Source organism: Roseomonas sp. CAU 1739, from assembly GCF_039839775.1.
In the GTDB taxonomy this organism is placed as follows: Bacteria; Pseudomonadota; Alphaproteobacteria; order Acetobacterales; family Acetobacteraceae; genus Neoroseomonas.
The window spans coordinates 1-15,365 of record NZ_JBDOQQ010000027.1; the positions used below are offsets into that span (position 1 = coordinate 1).

The window sequence follows — 15,365 nt, forward strand, 5'->3', positions numbered from 1 at the left end:
TCATGACCGACAATGGCTCCGCCTACAAAAGCAAAGCCTTCGCCCAGGCCATCGCGGCCCACGGCCTGAAACACAAGCGAACCCGACCCTACACACCAAAAACCAACGGCAAGGCCGAACGCTTCATCCAGACCAGCATCCGTGAATGGGCCTACGCCTCGCCGTTCTCATCCTCCGCAGATCGCACCCGCGCCATGCACCCCTGGCTGCACGCCTACAACACCCTCAGGCCCCACTCCGCACTCAAGGGATTGCCACCAGTCTCCCGCATCCAAAGGGACAATGTCCTTGGCAATGACAACTAAAGCGCGATCGCCGCAGGTGGGATCACCGGAGGCGTGAATCACACCATCAGACAAAGGCATGGAGCAGGAGGCGTGAGCGAAAGCGAACGGATCCTGCTTTATGGCACATTCGGTTCGTCCAGGCCTCCGGCATCCGCTCCAGCCCCAAGTCTCAGCGAGCCTCGTCACCCGATCAGGTGAATCCATCTGATCGGGATCTGCTCGAAGGAGGGCTGATGGGGGCCTTGCCCCTCATCGCATCAACGGCGGCCCGGCGACGTTGCGCGGCAACGCCGGAGCGCGCCCCTGGCCCTGATTCTTCGATGGATGCTTACGGGCGTCGCGTGTCGATCGAATCACAGCACCCCCATCATCGGCCACAACGTCGCGGACAGCAGCACGATCATGGCCAGCCCCGCGATGGTGACGATCACTCCTACCTTGGCGAATTGCGCGATGGAGAAGGCGCCCGTGCCGTAGCACAGCATGTTCTGCGGCGCGTTGGTCGGCAGGATGAAGCCGAAGGACACCACGAAACTCTGGATCAGCACGATGCCGAACGCGGTTTCCTTGCTGACCGGCAGGGTCTGCGCGAAGGCGATCATGATCGGGATCAGCGTGCTGGCCAGCCCGGTCGCCGAGGCGAAGCCAAGATGCAGCACGATGCTGAACAGCGACAGCGTACCCACCACCACGAAGACCGGCAGCGCCGACAGGCCCATCTGGCCCAGCGTGACCTGCGCCAGCCAGGCCGCGGCCCCGGTCGTCGCCATCAGCGTGCCGAGCGAAATGCCTGCGGCGAACAGGATGATGGTCCCCCAGGGCACCAGCTTTTCCGCCTGCGACCAATGCATCACGCCGAAGCGCGGCATCAGCAGCAGCGCGATGCCGATCTGCGTCGTGGTGGTGGTGTCGAGCGGATGCAGCATGCCCTCGGTGGACCACAGCAGCAGCAGCAGGCCGGCGACCAGCATCAGCCGCCGCTCGGCCGGCGTCACCGGCGCAAGCTTCGACAGTTCCTCGGAGAGCCGCGCCTCGGCCTCGGCCTTGCCTGGCACTTGCGGACGCAGGATGACCATGGATGCGAGGTAGAGCACCATACACATGCCGATGGTGAAAGGCAGCGCGGTGATGAACCAGCCACCCCAGGTCATGGCATGGCCGAAGGATTGCTGCATGAAGTTCAGGCTGATCAGGTTCTGCGCTGCACCGGTCTTGATCGCCATGTTGAAGATCGAACAGGCCGATGCGGTCACGATCATCAGCGTCGCGCCAAGGCTGCTCGTCACCGGCAGCCCGAGGGCCGCGGTCACGCCGACCATGATCGGGATCACCGCGCCGACACGCGCGGTGGCGGATGGGATGAACAGCGCCAGCACGAAGCCGACCAGCATCGCGCCCAGGATGAGCCGTGACGGCGAAATGCCGACCTTGTTCATCACCAGCAACGCCATGCGCTTGTCGAGACCCGTCAACTTCAGCGCCACTGCAAGGAACAGCGCCGCCGCAACCAGCAGCACCGCGGTGGAGGAAAAGCCCGTCAGCATGGTGGTGAGCGCGCCGGCGGAGGAAAGCGGCGGTCCGCCGGCATGCAACGGCTTGCCCATGAGCCCGAGCACTGCCGCACCGGTCAGCACGATGGCGCTGTTGGCCGGGGACACGCATTCGCTGATCCACAGCACGATAACCAGCATCAGCAACCCGAGCGCCACCTGGCCTGAAGCCGAGAGACCCGCCGGCGTGGGCAGCAGCAGCATGCCGAGATACAGGGCGATGGCGACACCGAGCCAGGCGAGCTTGCGGTTCGAATCGGGTTCGGCAGGCGAGACGAAGGTGAAGGACATGGTGCCGCTATCCCCGCGCTTGGCGGGCACACAGTCACCCGTTCGGGGTCACCCCGTCTTGACCAGGATCAAGAGGCTGGCTGCGCATCAGCCGCAGCGCACCGACATGCCCCCATCGACCACGAGTTCCGTGCCGGTGATGAAGCGCGCTTCATCCGATGCCAGGAACAGCACGGCATTCGCCGTGTCCCGCCCATCCCCCGCGAAACCCATCGGGATGCGCGCCACGCGCTGCTTGACCAGCGCATCCACATCGCCGCCGGTGCGCTGTCCGGCGAGCCGCACCTCGACCATCGGCGTGTGCATCTGCCCCGGCACCACCGTGTTCACCCGAATGCCCTTGGCCGCATACTGCACGGCAACGACGCGGCCGAACTGGATCACGCCCGCCTTGCAGGCCGCATAAGCCACCTGCGCCGAGCCGGTCCAACGGATGCCGGATGTCGAGGCGAGGTTGACGATCGCGCCGCTGCTCTGCGCCTCCATGATCGGCAGCACATGCTTGCAGGTCAGGAAGACGCTCTTGAGGTTGAAGTCGACCTGGGTGTCCCAGACCTCCTCGCTCATCTCCACCGGGCCGCCGGCGGCCGATCCTCCGACATTGTTGACCAGCACGTCGATGCGGCCGAAGCGCGCATGGCAGTCGGCCACCATGTCCCGCACCGCGGCGAGGCCGGTCACGTCGCATTCAACCGGTGTGAAGCTGCCGCCGAATGCCGCGATCCGTTCGGCGGTTTCCGCCATGGCGGCGAGGTTGCGGTCCACGCCATAGACCTTGGCACCTTCCTGCGCGAACAGCACCGCCGCCGCACGGCCATTGCCCCAGCCGGGACCGACCGACCCCGCGCCGCTGACAATGACGACCTTGTCCTGGAAGCGCTGGGACATGGGGGCTACTCCTTCGGGCATGCGGATGCGCGCGGACCGTAGTGACGACTTCCATGCCATGCAACGTGCTTCCGAAACCGGCCCGTCCGCGATAGCGTCGCGCTCGTGACACGCCTTTCCCCCCGCGCACCCAAGGGTGGCCTGCTGCCGGACAAATCGCGCGGCGCGCTCGCCGATGGCAGCGTGCGCGCGGTGGACCGGGCACTCGCCCTGCTCTGCGCTTTCCGCGACGATGACGGGCCGCTCGGCCTGGCCGAGATCTCGCGCCGCGTCGGGCTGAACATGACCACGGCGCTTCGGCTGCTGCAAACGCTCGAAGGGCAGGGCTTCATCCAGCGCCTGCCCTCCGGCGGCTATCTGCTCGGCGCCGCGCTGCTGCTGCTGGGCGAACGCTTCCGCCGTTCCCTCCGGCTCGACGACCACGTCATGCCGGCCTTGGAACGGCTGCGCATGGAAAGCGACGAAAGCGCCGTCTTCTTCGTCCGCGACGGCAACCGGCGCCGCTGCGTCTATCGCCTCGATTCACCGCAACTGGTGCGCGCCTATGCCCCGATCGGGGAAGTCTTCGCCCTCGGCCACGGCGCGCACGGGCGCGCGCTCATCGCCCTGGAGGCGGCCACGCGCCAGCCCTTGCCGGTGGTCACGCGTGCCGAGCGCCACCCCGACCTGGCCGCTATCGCTGCGCCGGTCCTCGATGCCGCGGGACAGGTGGCGGGGTCGATCGGCATCTCCGTACCCCTGTACCGCTTCACGCCGCGGATGGATGCGCTGTGCCAGCGCCTGACGATGCGCGAAGCCCTGCAGGTGACACGCGAATTGGGCGGCCCGGTCGAGCGGCTGCTGGCGGCGCAAGGGGCCATCCCTCCAGGACCTTAGAACAGCGTCCGCTCGCCCTGTCTGGCGAAACCGCCTTTCATGCATCGCTTTCGCGACCATCGGCACCCGACCGGGTGATCCCATCCGATCGGCCATCGACAGGGTGAGGTTGGCACGGGAACACGCCCGTCTCCGCAACCCCACCTCGCCGGCTCACTCGGGTGAAATGTTGTTCCGCCGGATCACCTCGCCCCACTTCCGGCCTTCGCTGGCGATGAAGGCGCCGAACGCCTCCGGGCTGTTGCCGCCGGGCACGGCGCCCTGCTGATTCAACCGCTGGCGCACCTCCGGGTCCTGCAGCGCGGCGATGGCGGCGCGGCGCAACGCATCAAGCGGCCCGGCCTGGGTGCGGGCCGGGGCAACCAGCCCATGCCAGTTGCTGGCATCGACACTTGGCAGGCCGAGTTCGGCGAAGGTCGGCACATCCGGCAGCCAGGGCATGCGTTCCGGCGTTCCAACCGCCAATGCGCGCATCGTGCCCGCCTGGATGTTCGGCAGCAGGACTGGCAGGTCGGCGAAGCCCAGCTGAACCTCATTGCGCAGGATCGCGGTGGCGAGTTGCCCACCGCTGTTGTAGGCGATCTGCACGAGGTCCAGGCCAGCGGCGGCACGCAGCTGCTCAGCGGCCAGATGCGGCATCGACCCGTTGCCGGTCGATCCGAAATTCAGCGCACCGGGCCGTGCGCGCGCATCGGCGATCAGGTCCTGCAGACTGCGGAAGGGCGACGCACCCGGCACCACCAGGGGTTCGGGCACCAGCACCCCCAGCGTGATCGGCGCCAGGTCCGTCAGCGGATTGTATGGCGTGCCACGGCCGAGGCTGGGCGAGATCGCCAGCGCCCCGGCACTGCCGATGCCCAAGGTGTAGCCGTCCGGCGCGGCCTTCGCGACCACATCCACCCCGGTCACGCCGCCGGCGCCCACGCGGTTGTCGATCACCACCGGTTGGCCGAGCGTCGCCGACATGTGCGGCGCCATGATGCGGGCGACGATGTCGCTCGGCCCGCCAGCGGCGAACGGCACGACATAGCGGATCGGCCGCGTCGGGAAACGGTCCTGCGCGGTGGCCGGCAGGGCGGCCAGGCCGCCCAGCAGGGCGGCCAGGATGGCGGTCAATTTCATTGTCGTTCCTCCGTGCTGCATTCGGTTCCGAACGCGGCCATCAGGCGAAGTCGGGATCCTCGAGTTCCGGCGCCACGCTGCCGGGCAGGCCGAGTTCGAAGGTGTTCAGCGTCAGCGCGACCATGCAGTAGTAGCCAAGGATGCCGACCAGCTCGACCATGCCGCGCTGGCCCAGCGCCGCGACGCCGCGCTCATAGACAGCTGGCGCCACCCGCCCGGTGGCGAGCAGCGTGGTCGACACGTCATAGACCGCCTGTTCACGGGCATCGCCCAGCACCGGCGAGCGGCGCGCGGCGATCGCGGCGATCACCGCCGGATCCATGCCGGCCTTCAGCCCTTCGCGCTTATGCGCGGTCCATTCGTGGTGGGATGTCCAGTGCCGCCCGCAGACCAGGATGGCGAGTTCCGACAGGCGGGGTTCCAGCGTCGTCTGGTAGCGCAGCAATTCGCCGAGCTTCTGGCCGCGGCTGGCAAATTCGGGGTTCTGGATCCAGGCAACCATCGGCGCCGGAACGCGGCCACGGATGCCGGCCACGGCCTCGGCGCAGGCGGCCTTCTGCGCATCGGACATCTCGGCCTCTGGCGGCAGCTCCAGGCGGGGCATCGGGCTCACTCCTCGGTCGGTGGGATGGCGTGGGAATGGGTGGCTGCGGCGCTGTCCGGCAGCACCGGGCCTGCATGGCGCGGCCTGCGCGCAAGCGGCGCGGCCAACGTCTTTCCGGTGTCCCTCACGCAATCCCTATAGGCGCGTCTTCCACCAGTTGGAAGGTTGCTCCATGCAATGGAGGTCTCGCGAGGCCGGGCAGTGCCGATGACCGTCAATGGCCCTGCCAAGCAGTCCTGCCCTGCCGCGACCACGGCGACCGGCCTCACGCCAGGAAGCGCCTGTCGGCCATCAGCGTCACGACCGCGGACCGCGCACCGATTGCCCTCCCATCATCCCTCGCTGAAGACCCAAAGACAGCATTCCAAAGGCCGATTGGCCCGCGCCGGGTTGGCCTGGGGAGGCCATGCCCTCCCCAAGCCTTCGGCAACGCGTCCGCACCCTTCACCCGCCCAGCGTGGCAAGCCCCCGCACAGCCACCGTCACCGCCGCGAGGTCCCGCGCCGTGGCCGCTTCCTGCACCAGGGCAGCGACCGAGGCCGCCCGACTGGCCGGCGGCGCCCCGCCGGCCAGTCGCTGGGCCGCCAGTCGCATCTGGCTTGCCGCCAGTTCCTCGGCCAGGACCGCCCGGGCGCGCGGGCCATAGGCACCGGGGGCCGGTGCCGCGGCGATCCCGATACGCAGGGCATCCAGAGCATAGGCGTCCTCGATGGCCGCCCAGGCACCGGCCGCGGTGGCGGCATCGACCCCGGCATGCCCTGCCAGGCGCACCACGGCCGGCGCCGCGGCCAATCGTGGCGCTGCGGCGGCGAGGGCTGCGGCCTCCGCCGGCAGGCTGGCCGGCGGGGCGGGCAGGCTTGCTGCCGCGGCCGCCGCCAACGCCGCGATGCCTGGCCGCAGCGTGGCCAGCGCCTGCTCCAGCGATTGCACGGGCGCGCCGAGCAGGTCGTGCGCCGCTGCTTCCTGCAGTCGCCGCAGGGACAGCAGGGCGGTCAGCCGCGTGTCGGCGGCGGCGGGCGCGGCGTCGATCGCGTCGCAGGCGGCTTCCAGGCCGAAGGCCTCGGCGGCGAGCAGCGCGGCGCGGCAGGCGGCGACAGGGTCGGCGGCCATCGTCAGTCGCGCCAGCGCGGCGCAGCCCAATCGGTTGGCCACCGCATTGGCGACGATGGTCGCCACCAGGTCGCGGCGCAGCCGGTGGCGTTCGATGTAGCGCGCATAGGCATCCCGCAACGGATGCGGGAAATAGGCGACGAGTGCGGGCAGCAGCGCCGGTTCGTCCGGCAGGTCGGAATCGCCCAGCGCATCGGTCAGCCACAGCTTGGCGAAGGGCAGCAGCGCGGCGATCTCGGGCCGTGTCAGCGCATCGCCGGCGCCGATCCGCCGCGCCATCGCTGCCGCATCCGGCAGCCCGGCCACCGCGCGGTCGAGCAAGCCGGCGTGTTCCAGCGTGTCCATCAGCGCGGCCTGCGCCGACAACTCATCCGCACCGCCCATCTGTTCCAGGGTGACGGCGAGCGACTGCTGGTGGTTGTCGCGCAATACCAGCCCGGCGACCTCGTCGGTCATCGCGCGCAGCAACTCGTCGCGGTTGCGTCGCGTCAGCACGCCCTCGCCTTCCGCATCGGCAAGCAGGATCTTGATGTTCACCTCATGGTCGGAGGTGGACACGCCGGCGGAATTGTCGAGCGCATCGGTGTTGATGCGGATGCCCTGGCGCGCCGCCTCGATGCGTCCGGCCTGGGTGACGCCGAGATTGGCACCCTCCCCCACCACCTTCGCGCGCACCTCGCTGCCGTTGATGCGGATGCTGTCGTTGGCACGATCGCCCGCATCGGCCTGGGATTCGGTGCTCGCCTTCAGATAGGTGCCGATGCCGCCGAAATAGAGCAGGTCGACCTCCATCCGCAGGATCGCCTGCATGATGACGACGGGTTCGGCGCGTTCGGCGGCGATGCCAAGCATGGCCTGCGCCTGCGCGCTCAGCGGAATCGTCTTGGCATTGCGCGCGAAGACACCGCCGCCGGCGCTGATCAGCGATGCCGTGTAGTCCGCCCAGGACGACCGCGGCAGCGCGAACAGCCGCTCGCGTTCGACGAAGGACGCCTCGGCATCCGGATCGGGGTCGAGGAAGATGTGGCGGTGGTCGAAGGCGGCACGCAGCCGCGTCTGGCGCGACACCAGCAGCCCGTTGCCGAACACGTCGCCCGACATGTCGCCGACGCCGACCATGTCGAAGGGCGCATCCTGCACGGAACGGCCGAGCGTCTCCTGGAAATGCCGGTCGATCATCACCCAGGCACCGCGCGCGGTGATGCCCATGCCCTTGTGGTCGTAGCCGGCGCTGCCGCCGGAAGCGAAGGCATCACCCAACCAGAAGCCGTATTCGGCCGACAGCCCGTTGGCGATGTCGGAGAAGGTCGCCGTGCCCTTGTCGGCGGCGGCGACGATGTAGGGATCCTCCCCATCGCGGCGGATGATGCCTGGCGGCGTGACAACGGCGGTGCCCTGGTAGTTGTCGGCAAGGTCGAGCATGCCGCGGACGAGCAGCTTGTAGCAGGCGATGCCCTCGGCCTGGAACGCCTCGCGATCGGAGGCCGGCGGCGGATGCTTCAGCACGAAGCCGCCCTTCGCCCCGGTGGGGACGATGATGACGTTCTTCAGCCGCTGCGCCTTCATCAGCCCGAGGATCTCGGTGCGGAAATCCTCCCGCCGGTCGGACCAGCGGATGCCGCCGCGTGCGACCGGGCCGGCGCGCAGGTGGCAGCCTTCCATCCGCATGCCGTGTACGAAGATCTCCCGCCAGGGGCGCGGCAGCGGCATCTCGCCGGCCAGCGCGCTGTCCAGCTTGAAGGCAATGGTGTCCTTGTTCTGGAAGAAGGTGGTCCGCAGCATTGCATCCAGCAGCACGCGCAGCCGCGTCAGGATGCGGTCCTCATCCGGGTTCTCGATGCCATCCAGCAGCATCGTCCACGCGGCCTCAGCCTTGGAGGTGTCGCGGTCGGTCGCGTCGGGGTCGAAGCGGCGACGGAAGATCTCGACCAGCAGGCGCGCGGCTTCCGGTTGCGCCGACAGTGCGGCTTCCACGGATGCCTGGGCGAAGGGAAAACCGACCTGCTTGGCCCAGCGGAACATCGCCCGCAGCAGCCAGCATTCGCGCCAGTCCAGCCCCGCGCGCAGCACCAGCCGATTGAAGCCATCGGCCTCCGCCGCGCCATCCAGAAGTGCGGACAGCGCGCCGAGGATTTCGTCGAAGCGATCCTCCGGGCAATCCGCACCGGCTTCCAGCCGATAGACATGCAGCACGGTGGGCGGCCCCTCGGCGGGGGTCAGGTGGTAGGGTTGTTCCTCCACCGCCCGCAGGTCGAGGCTTTCGAACAGCGGCAGCGCATCGGCCAGCGCCAGCGGCCCGCCCGCATTGGCCAGCCGCAAGGTCAGCGCACGCGGCCCGGCACCCGGTGCGCGCTGCAGGTCGGCGCGCGGCCGGCCGGCGGCGATGGCGCGTTCGCTCAAATGGATATCGGCCACGCCCTGCGCCGCCGTCACCGTCTCGCGATAGGCGGCGGGGAAGGAGTCCCGCCAGCGCGCCAGCCGCGCCGCGGCCTCGGCCTCGCCTTCGGTGGCGGTCAGCGCCTCGGCCAGCCTTTCGCCGAAGCCGCGCGCCGCCTGGGCGATGGCGGATTCCAATGCGGCCGTATCGACCGAGGGCACCTCGCCCGGCTTGGTGGCGATGATGTAGTGGATGCGCGCCAGCGGCGCATCGCCGAGCGCGATGTAGAAGGCGGACAGCCGCCCACCGAAGGCGCGCGCGATCATCTGTCCGGCACGTTCGCGCAGCCTGGTGTCGAAGGTGTCGCGCGGCAGCCAGGCGATGGCGGAGACGAAACGCTCGAAGGGATCGTGCCGCACCACCAGCGCGGCACGCGGGCGGATGGTCAGGTCCAGCGCACGGCGCGCGCCGTCGAGTATCACCTCGGCCGGTGCCTGGAACAGCTCGTCGCGCGGCCAGGTATCGAGGATGTTGCGCAGCGCGCGGCCGTCATGGCTGTCGGCCTCGACGCCGGCGATCGCCAGGATGTGGTCGACCTTGCGCCGCAGCAGCGGAATGGAGCGCGGGTTGCGGTTGTAGGCCGCCGCCGCGAACAGCCCAAGGAACAGCCGTCCGCCGATCACGTTGCCGTCGGCATCGAAGATGCGCGTCGCCACCACATCGGCATGCTGCGGGCGATGCACCGTCGATCGCATGTTGGCCTTGGCGACGGCGACCGGGGTCGGGTGCGCCAGAGTCGCGCGCACGGCGGGCGGGATCGCCGACAGGTCACGCAGCGCGTCGAAGACGGGCACCGCGGGGTCGCGCAGCAGGCCGAGATTCTCCTCCGGCACGATGGCGATCGCGCCATCCGCGGCCAGCGCGAAGCGGCGGTGGCCGAGCAGCACGAAATTGTCCTCCGCCAGCCAATGCAGGAAGGCGGCGGCTTCCTCGGCATCGGCACTGCCAGGGGCGGCAACCTCGCTCTCGGCGGTGTGCAGCAGGTCCAGCATGGTCGGGAAGGCAGCCGTGGCGGCGCGCACATCGATCAGCGCGCCCGCCAGCGCCTGTTCCAGCCGGTCGAGCGCTTCCGCCGGTCGGGCGGCGGCCCCCGACAGTACCGGCCCGGCGGCGCCGAGGGTGACGCGCATCATGCTCTCGCGCGTCGACGCGGCGGGGTCGAGGGCCAGCAGGCGCCCTGCCGGGTCCCGCCGGACGCGCAACACCGGATGCAGCAGGGACGCCACCGCGCGGCCGTGCAGCGCCAGGGCGGAGAGCACCGTATCGACCAGGAAGGGCATGTCGTCGGTGACGATTTCCGCGACCGGCCGGGGGCCGCTGCCGGGGCCGGCCGGCAGGATGCGGACCTTGGCCGTGCCAGGCGCGCGGTCGGCGGCGAAGCCGTAGAGGCTGGCGGCGGCGGTGGCCAGAGCCTCGGGCGGGGTGGCGGCGAGTTCGGCGGTGGGCACCGCGGCATGCAGCGCCCGCAGCAGGTCCGTTGCATCGGCGGGCAAGGCGGGGGCCTGGGCGGCCAGGGCCTCGGCGGCGGCGCGCAGGACTTCCTCCCGCGTCGTGTCGGGCAGGGCTCGGGCGTCGTCAGCCATGGCGTTTCCTCCAGTTTATTGGCCCCGGCGGAGCCTGCGCCGGGGGTGACCCCGGCGTCCAGCCCGACGCTGACGCGGTCGCGTGATCCAGGCTAGACTTCGCGGCATGAAGATGACGTTGCAAGACCTGCTCGCGCCGATCACGCCCGAACGCTTCTTTGCCGAGTTCCACGACCGGCAGCCACTCCACATCGAAGGCCACCCGGCGCGCTTCGCCGAGGTGCTGGACTGGGCCGGCATCAACCGCCTGCTCGACATGTCCCACATCTGGACCGAGACCAGCTTCCGCTTGGTGCTGGACAGCGTTCCCGTGCCGCCCTCGCAATACAGCGTGAAGGCGACATCGCGTGACGGCGCCTCGGTGCTGCAGCCGGTCGCGCAGAAGGTGCAGGACTGGGTGCGGCGCGGCGCCTCCGTCGTGATGAACGACGTGGACAGCCTGACGCCCGGCCTCGCCGCTGTGTCGGACGCGCTGGAGGGCGCCGGGCTGGGGAAGGCGCAGGCCAACGTCTACATCTCGTTCCAGCAGCACAAGGCGTTCCACTCGCACTATGACACCCACGATGTCTGGGCGGTGCAGGTGGAAGGCGAGAAGACGTGGAACATCTGGGAAGGCCGCGCGGACTACCCCATCCCGCACCCGATCTTCCGCGGCCAGAAGCAGGACCATCATGACCGTGCGAAGGGCGCGCTGCGTGGCCAGGTGCTGCTGAAGAAGGGCGACATCCTGTACCTGCCGCGCGGCTGGTATCACGACGCGCTGGCCGAGGCGCCGAACTCCGTCCACATCGCCTATGGCGTGCATGCGCCGCTTGGGATGGATGTGCTGAACATCCTGTCGGAGCGCGCGATCTACGACACCGAGTTCCGCAAGCCGCTGCCGCGGCAGGACGGGTCCGCGGCGGCGAAATACGCGCTGTCGCAGCAACTCGCGGCGCTGGGCGCGCGGCTGACCGACCTGGCGAAGGACCCCAAGGTGCTTGAGGTGCTGGAGGGCTTCATCCGCGACTACCGGTTCCAGCGTGGCGGCTTCGACCTGCTGGCCGCCCGCGGTGGCGCGCCTCCAGCCGCGATGGACGCCACGCCGACAGGCCCGCGCTTTCGCGTCGCGGAACCAGGCGCCAAGCCAGTGCGGCGCGGCAATGATTTCGGCCTGCGGACCGCCGGCGGCGTGGTCCCGCTATCCTTCGGCGAGGTCGAGGCCACCGCCTGGATCCTGGCCCGTCCGGTTGTCGCGGAATCCGAGTTGGCGGCAGCCTGGCCGGGGCTCGACGCACCGGCGCTGATCGCGCGGCTGCGCAAGGCGGGGGTGCTGGCCGGCCCATGACCCGCCTCGCGCTCCTGCTCGTCCTGCTGGCCGTGCCGGCCATGGCCGAGGTCGCCCCGTTCAATTGCGTCGGCGCCCTGCAGATCGAGGACGACGTCTTTTCCATCCCCTTCGCGCGTGGGTCGGCCCGCATGGGGGATGCCACGCGCACGCCGCTCGAGTCCGTGCTCGAAGCGCTGGCCGGTGATCCGGCGCGGGTCGCCTGCATCCTGGGTCATGCCGGGCAGGAAGGGGGTGCGACCACCTCCATCCGCCTGGCCGCCGAGCGTGCGCGCGCGGTGGCCGATGCGCTGGCCGGCCGTGGCGTATCGCGCGACCGGCTGCGCTCGGAAGCACGCAGTGCGCAGTTCAGCCCGCGCGTGCGGGCGGAGATGCCGCCCTCCCGCACGGTCACGGTGGTCGTGCTGCCCGCGCCCTGACCGCCGCATCCCTTCACATCTGCCGGGCTGAAGCGTCGGCCGCGGCCTTCGGGACGCGTGCGTGCCCCCCCTGCGCACTGTGCGCCTGAACCCCGTGCCTCCCTCCCCCCCTTCGGCCCAACGCCAACAGATCGCGGTCCAGGGGGCCGCAGCCCCCTGGCGGGGTGGTGTGGAGGGGCAGAGCCCCTCCAACCTTCCGGCGCCAAGCGTCGAAGGAACCGGCGCCCCCCCGAACGCCCGCCTGAGAACGCGTCGCAACCCGGCCTTCCGCATGCATTTTTCCCGCCGACCGTGTCGTGGCTGCGCTTGCGGAGGCCCGGCCCCGGCCTTCATTCTCGACGACGTCTAAATCCCCCCGAAAGGCCCTTCATGCGCCTGCCTTCCCTGGCGATGGCCGTCTGCATCGCCCTGGCCCCGCTTGCGGCCCTGGCCCAGCCCGCGCCCCGTTCCGCCGCCCCCGCCCCCCAGGCCCAGCCGCGCGAACGCGAAGCCACCATCACCAACCAATCCGGCCAGACGCTGCGCGAACTCTACGCCGCACCACCGGGTGCCGCCGATTTCGGGCCGGACCTGCTGGGCTCCGACACGGTGCCAGACCGCGGCACCTTCCGCGCGCGCATCCAGGGTGCGGCCTGCGACCTCGAATTCCGCGCCGTCTACCAGGACGGCACCGAGGATCGCCGCCGCCAGAACATCTGCCAGAACCGCCGCGTCCAGTTCGGCGACACTGCCATCCCGCTGCGCGAGGTGACGGTGCGCAACGAGACCGACGCGATCCTGCTGCAGATCTTCGCGGCCCCCCCCAACGCGCCCGGCCGCGGCCCCGATCGGCTCGGCGAGAACGTCATCCCCGCCGGGCGGGAATGGCGTGTCCGGCTTGGCCGCACGCGCGACTGCATCTTCGACGTCACCGCGGTGTTCGAGGACGGCGAGGAGGAGACGCGCCCCGCGCTCAACCTGTGCCGCGAGGCACGGGTGATGTTCGGCGACCCCAATGCGCCGCGACGCGAGGCGCGCATCAGCAACAGCGGCGACCGTGCGATGCGCGAATTCTTTGCCTCGACCCGCGCGCCGCTCGCCTGGGGTCCCGACCGGCTCGGCACCGACATCCTGCCCGCCGGCGGCGACTTCACCCTGCGCGTGCGCGGCGCGGCCTGCCTTTGGGACCTGCGCGCCGTCTATGAGGATGACGCCGAGGAAGTGAAACAGGGCGTCGACCTGTGCCGGAACCGCGATGTCGTCTTCGACGGCTCGGGCGCGCCGCGCCCGCCGGAACGCCGCGTCACCCTGGTCAATCGCCACGGCGCCGCGGTGCAGGAGGTCTACATCTCCGGCAGCGCCGAGGAGGATTGGGGTCCCGACCGCCTGGGCGAGGAGGTCCTGCCGCGCGGCCAGCGAATCGAGGTCTCGGCCCGGCTGCGCGAATGCGAGGCCGATCTGCGCATCGTCTTCGAGGAACGCCGCGCCGCCGAGGAACGTGCCGCGATCAATCTGTGCGAGACGCCGGTGATCGTGCTGCGGCCGGGTTGGACGCTGGCCGACCGGCTCGATGCCGATGAACCGCAGGACACCGGCCCGCGCCCGGGGAGCGTGCGGCTGCGCAACAGCGCGGATGTGCCGGTCGCCGAGTTGTACGCCTATCCAGCCGGTGGCGAACGTGGGCCGGACCGGCTTGGCCGCACCGTGCTCGGCGTGGGCGAGACGCTGGACTTCGCACCGCCCGAGGGGACCGGCTGCCAAGCCGAACTGGCCGTGGTGTTCCGCGACGGGCGGGAGGTGATCCTGACCGGGATGGATCTCTGCGCCGGGGTGGAGCTGGTGTTGCAATGAGGCGCCTCCTGCTGGCGGCGCTGCTGTTCATGGCGGCGCCGGCAGCGGCGCAGGGCGTGCCCGAGGCACTGCGCGGCAATTGGGCCGCCGGATCCTGCGCCGCCCCCGAGGCCCTGTTGCATGTGACGGCGCGCGGTGTCGTGCGGCTGCCCGCATCCGGGCCGGCGCGACTGGTGCGGTTTCGCGCCTTGCGCCTCCAGGACGGGTGGACGCTCGGCACCGGCGCCGGGGCCGAGGCACCACGGATGATGCTGCGGCCGAATGCGGATGCACTCGACCTCGCCGAACCGGACGCCAAGCTGCGCGACGACCGGTTGCCGGGGGCAACGCCGGTGACGCGCTGGCTGCGCTGCCAGGCGGGGTCCACCGGGCTGGCGCTGCTGCATGGCGAGGGGCTCGCCTTCCTCGGCACGCTGGAGAAGCTGGAAGCGGTCTGCCAGGCAGGGCCGATGCCCATCTGCATCGCCGGGCTGATCGCCGAGGCGGATGTATCCGGCGACGGTTTGCTGAGCGTGGCCGAGGTGGCGCGGCTGCTGCGGGGTGCGACCTGGGCGCTGGCGGCACAGCAGGGCAGCGAGCCCGAGGCGATCGCGGCGGCCGGGGGGCTCGGCAGCATCGCGGCGCTGGCGGCGGCGCGGCTGGTGGTGGCGAGCCTCGACTACGATGGCGATGGGCGGCTGTCGGCGGCGGAACTGGCGCAGGACCGGCTGGTCTTTCCGCCCGGGACGGGCAGCGCGGATGGTCAGCCGGCGATGATCGAAGCCCTGGCCGAAGGGGCGGGGCTGCTGCGGAACCTGATCGAGCGCCTGGCGACGGAGTAGGGGCGCAGCAGGCGCTGGAAGGGATCGGGGCGGTGCGGAACCGGAGAGGGCCTTGCCCCCTCCGGACCTCCCCAACCAAAGGCCAGTGGGCCTTTGGAAACCGTCACTTGGCGCCATGCCGATGGAAAGTCGCCCTGGGTGCCGGGGGGTCCCGGTACTACGCTCGCTGCTGGTGCCCTGTGCCAAAGCATTGGTTTCCAAAGGCCCTGGGCCTTTGGCG

At 70.3% G+C, this 15,365-nt stretch carries 11 protein-coding genes; 6 read left to right on the plus strand and 5 right to left on the minus strand.

The annotated features are described in order from the left end of the window. Positions 1–305, plus strand: a 305-nt coding sequence (locus tag AAFN86_RS27235) for an integrase core domain-containing protein (RefSeq protein ID WP_347546768.1), incomplete at its 5' end; no start/stop codon positions are given. Positions 306–640: 335 nt separating this feature from the next. Here AAFN86_RS27235 and AAFN86_RS27240 read toward each other — a convergent pair. Both AAFN86_RS27240 and AAFN86_RS27245 read right to left on the minus strand, forming a co-directional pair. Then, positions 641–2,128: a DASS family sodium-coupled anion symporter gene (locus AAFN86_RS27240; protein WP_347546769.1), complete on the minus strand. Its 1,488-nt coding sequence runs from the start codon at positions 2,126–2,128 to the stop codon at positions 641–643. An 87-nt stretch (positions 2,129–2,215) separates the two neighbouring features. After that, positions 2,216–3,016, minus strand: a complete 801-nt coding sequence (locus AAFN86_RS27245; RefSeq protein WP_347546770.1) for an SDR family NAD(P)-dependent oxidoreductase — start codon at positions 3,014–3,016, stop codon at positions 2,216–2,218. 105 nt (positions 3,017–3,121) lie between these two features. Between AAFN86_RS27245 and AAFN86_RS27250 the strand changes: the two genes are divergently transcribed. Beyond that, entirely contained in the window at positions 3,122–3,892 is a 771-nt protein-coding gene (locus AAFN86_RS27250) for a helix-turn-helix domain-containing protein (protein ID WP_347546771.1), read from the plus strand. A gap of 153 nt (positions 3,893–4,045) precedes the next feature. Here AAFN86_RS27250 and AAFN86_RS27255 read toward each other — a convergent pair whose 3' ends face one another. The 3 genes from AAFN86_RS27255 to AAFN86_RS27265 all read right to left on the minus strand — a co-directional run bounded on the left by AAFN86_RS27255 (position 4,046) and on the right by AAFN86_RS27265 (position 10,748). Further along, the gene (locus AAFN86_RS27255) at positions 4,046–5,014 is read right to left on the minus strand and encodes a tripartite tricarboxylate transporter substrate binding protein (protein WP_347546772.1); all 969 of its coding nucleotides are present in this window, start codon (positions 5,012–5,014) and stop codon (positions 4,046–4,048) included. A gap of 40 nt (positions 5,015–5,054) precedes the next feature. Continuing rightward, positions 5,055–5,618 (minus strand): carboxymuconolactone decarboxylase family protein, encoded by a 564-nt coding sequence (locus AAFN86_RS27260; protein ID WP_347546773.1) that lies wholly within the window; start codon positions 5,616–5,618, stop codon positions 5,055–5,057. 444 nt (positions 5,619–6,062) lie between these two features. Continuing rightward, positions 6,063–10,748, minus strand: a complete 4,686-nt coding sequence (locus AAFN86_RS27265; RefSeq protein ID WP_347546774.1) for an NAD-glutamate dehydrogenase domain-containing protein — start codon at positions 10,746–10,748, stop codon at positions 6,063–6,065. Positions 10,749–10,854: 106 nt separating this feature from the next. On the opposite strand from AAFN86_RS27265, the gene AAFN86_RS27270 reads away from it, so the two are divergent. From AAFN86_RS27270 to AAFN86_RS27285, 4 genes are all read left to right on the plus strand, one after another. Further along, positions 10,855–12,075 (plus strand): JmjC domain-containing protein, encoded by a 1,221-nt coding sequence (locus tag AAFN86_RS27270; protein ID WP_347546775.1) that lies wholly within the window; start codon positions 10,855–10,857, stop codon positions 12,073–12,075. Continuing rightward, entirely contained in the window at positions 12,072–12,494 is a 423-nt protein-coding gene (locus AAFN86_RS27275; RefSeq protein ID WP_347546776.1) for an OmpA family protein, read from the plus strand. Before AAFN86_RS27270 ends, AAFN86_RS27275 begins: the two co-directional genes overlap by 4 nt. Before the next feature lie 369 nt (positions 12,495–12,863). Then, complete coding sequence (locus AAFN86_RS27280) at positions 12,864–14,324, plus strand: hypothetical protein (protein ID WP_347546777.1); 1,461 nt, start codon at positions 12,864–12,866, stop codon at positions 14,322–14,324. Further along, positions 14,321–15,145: a hypothetical protein gene (locus AAFN86_RS27285; protein ID WP_347546778.1), complete on the plus strand. Its 825-nt coding sequence runs from the start codon at positions 14,321–14,323 to the stop codon at positions 15,143–15,145. Before AAFN86_RS27280 ends, AAFN86_RS27285 begins: the two co-directional genes overlap by 4 nt. The last annotated feature ends 220 nt before the right edge of the window (positions 15,146–15,365 follow it).

Coding starts and splice junctions, on each gene's coding strand:
- AAFN86_RS27280 (WP_347546777.1), top strand. CDS start 12,864: ATGCGCCTGCCTTCCCTGGCGATGGCCGTCTGCATCGCCCTGGCCCCG.
- AAFN86_RS27270 (WP_347546775.1), top strand. CDS start 10,855: ATGAAGATGACGTTGCAAGACCTGCTCGCGCCGATCACGCCCGAACGC.
- AAFN86_RS27255 (WP_347546772.1), bottom strand. CDS start 5,014: ATGAAATTGACCGCCATCCTGGCCGCCCTGCTGGGCGGCCTGGCCGCC.
- AAFN86_RS27245 (WP_347546770.1), bottom strand. CDS start 3,016: ATGTCCCAGCGCTTCCAGGACAAGGTCGTCATTGTCAGCGGCGCGGGG.
- AAFN86_RS27275 (WP_347546776.1), top strand. CDS start 12,072: ATGACCCGCCTCGCGCTCCTGCTCGTCCTGCTGGCCGTGCCGGCCATG.
- AAFN86_RS27285 (WP_347546778.1), top strand. CDS start 14,321: ATGAGGCGCCTCCTGCTGGCGGCGCTGCTGTTCATGGCGGCGCCGGCA.
- AAFN86_RS27260 (WP_347546773.1), bottom strand. CDS start 5,618: ATGCCCCGCCTGGAGCTGCCGCCAGAGGCCGAGATGTCCGATGCGCAG.
- AAFN86_RS27265 (WP_347546774.1), bottom strand. CDS start 10,748: ATGGCTGACGACGCCCGAGCCCTGCCCGACACGACGCGGGAGGAAGTC.
- AAFN86_RS27240 (WP_347546769.1), bottom strand. CDS start 2,128: ATGTCCTTCACCTTCGTCTCGCCTGCCGAACCCGATTCGAACCGCAAG.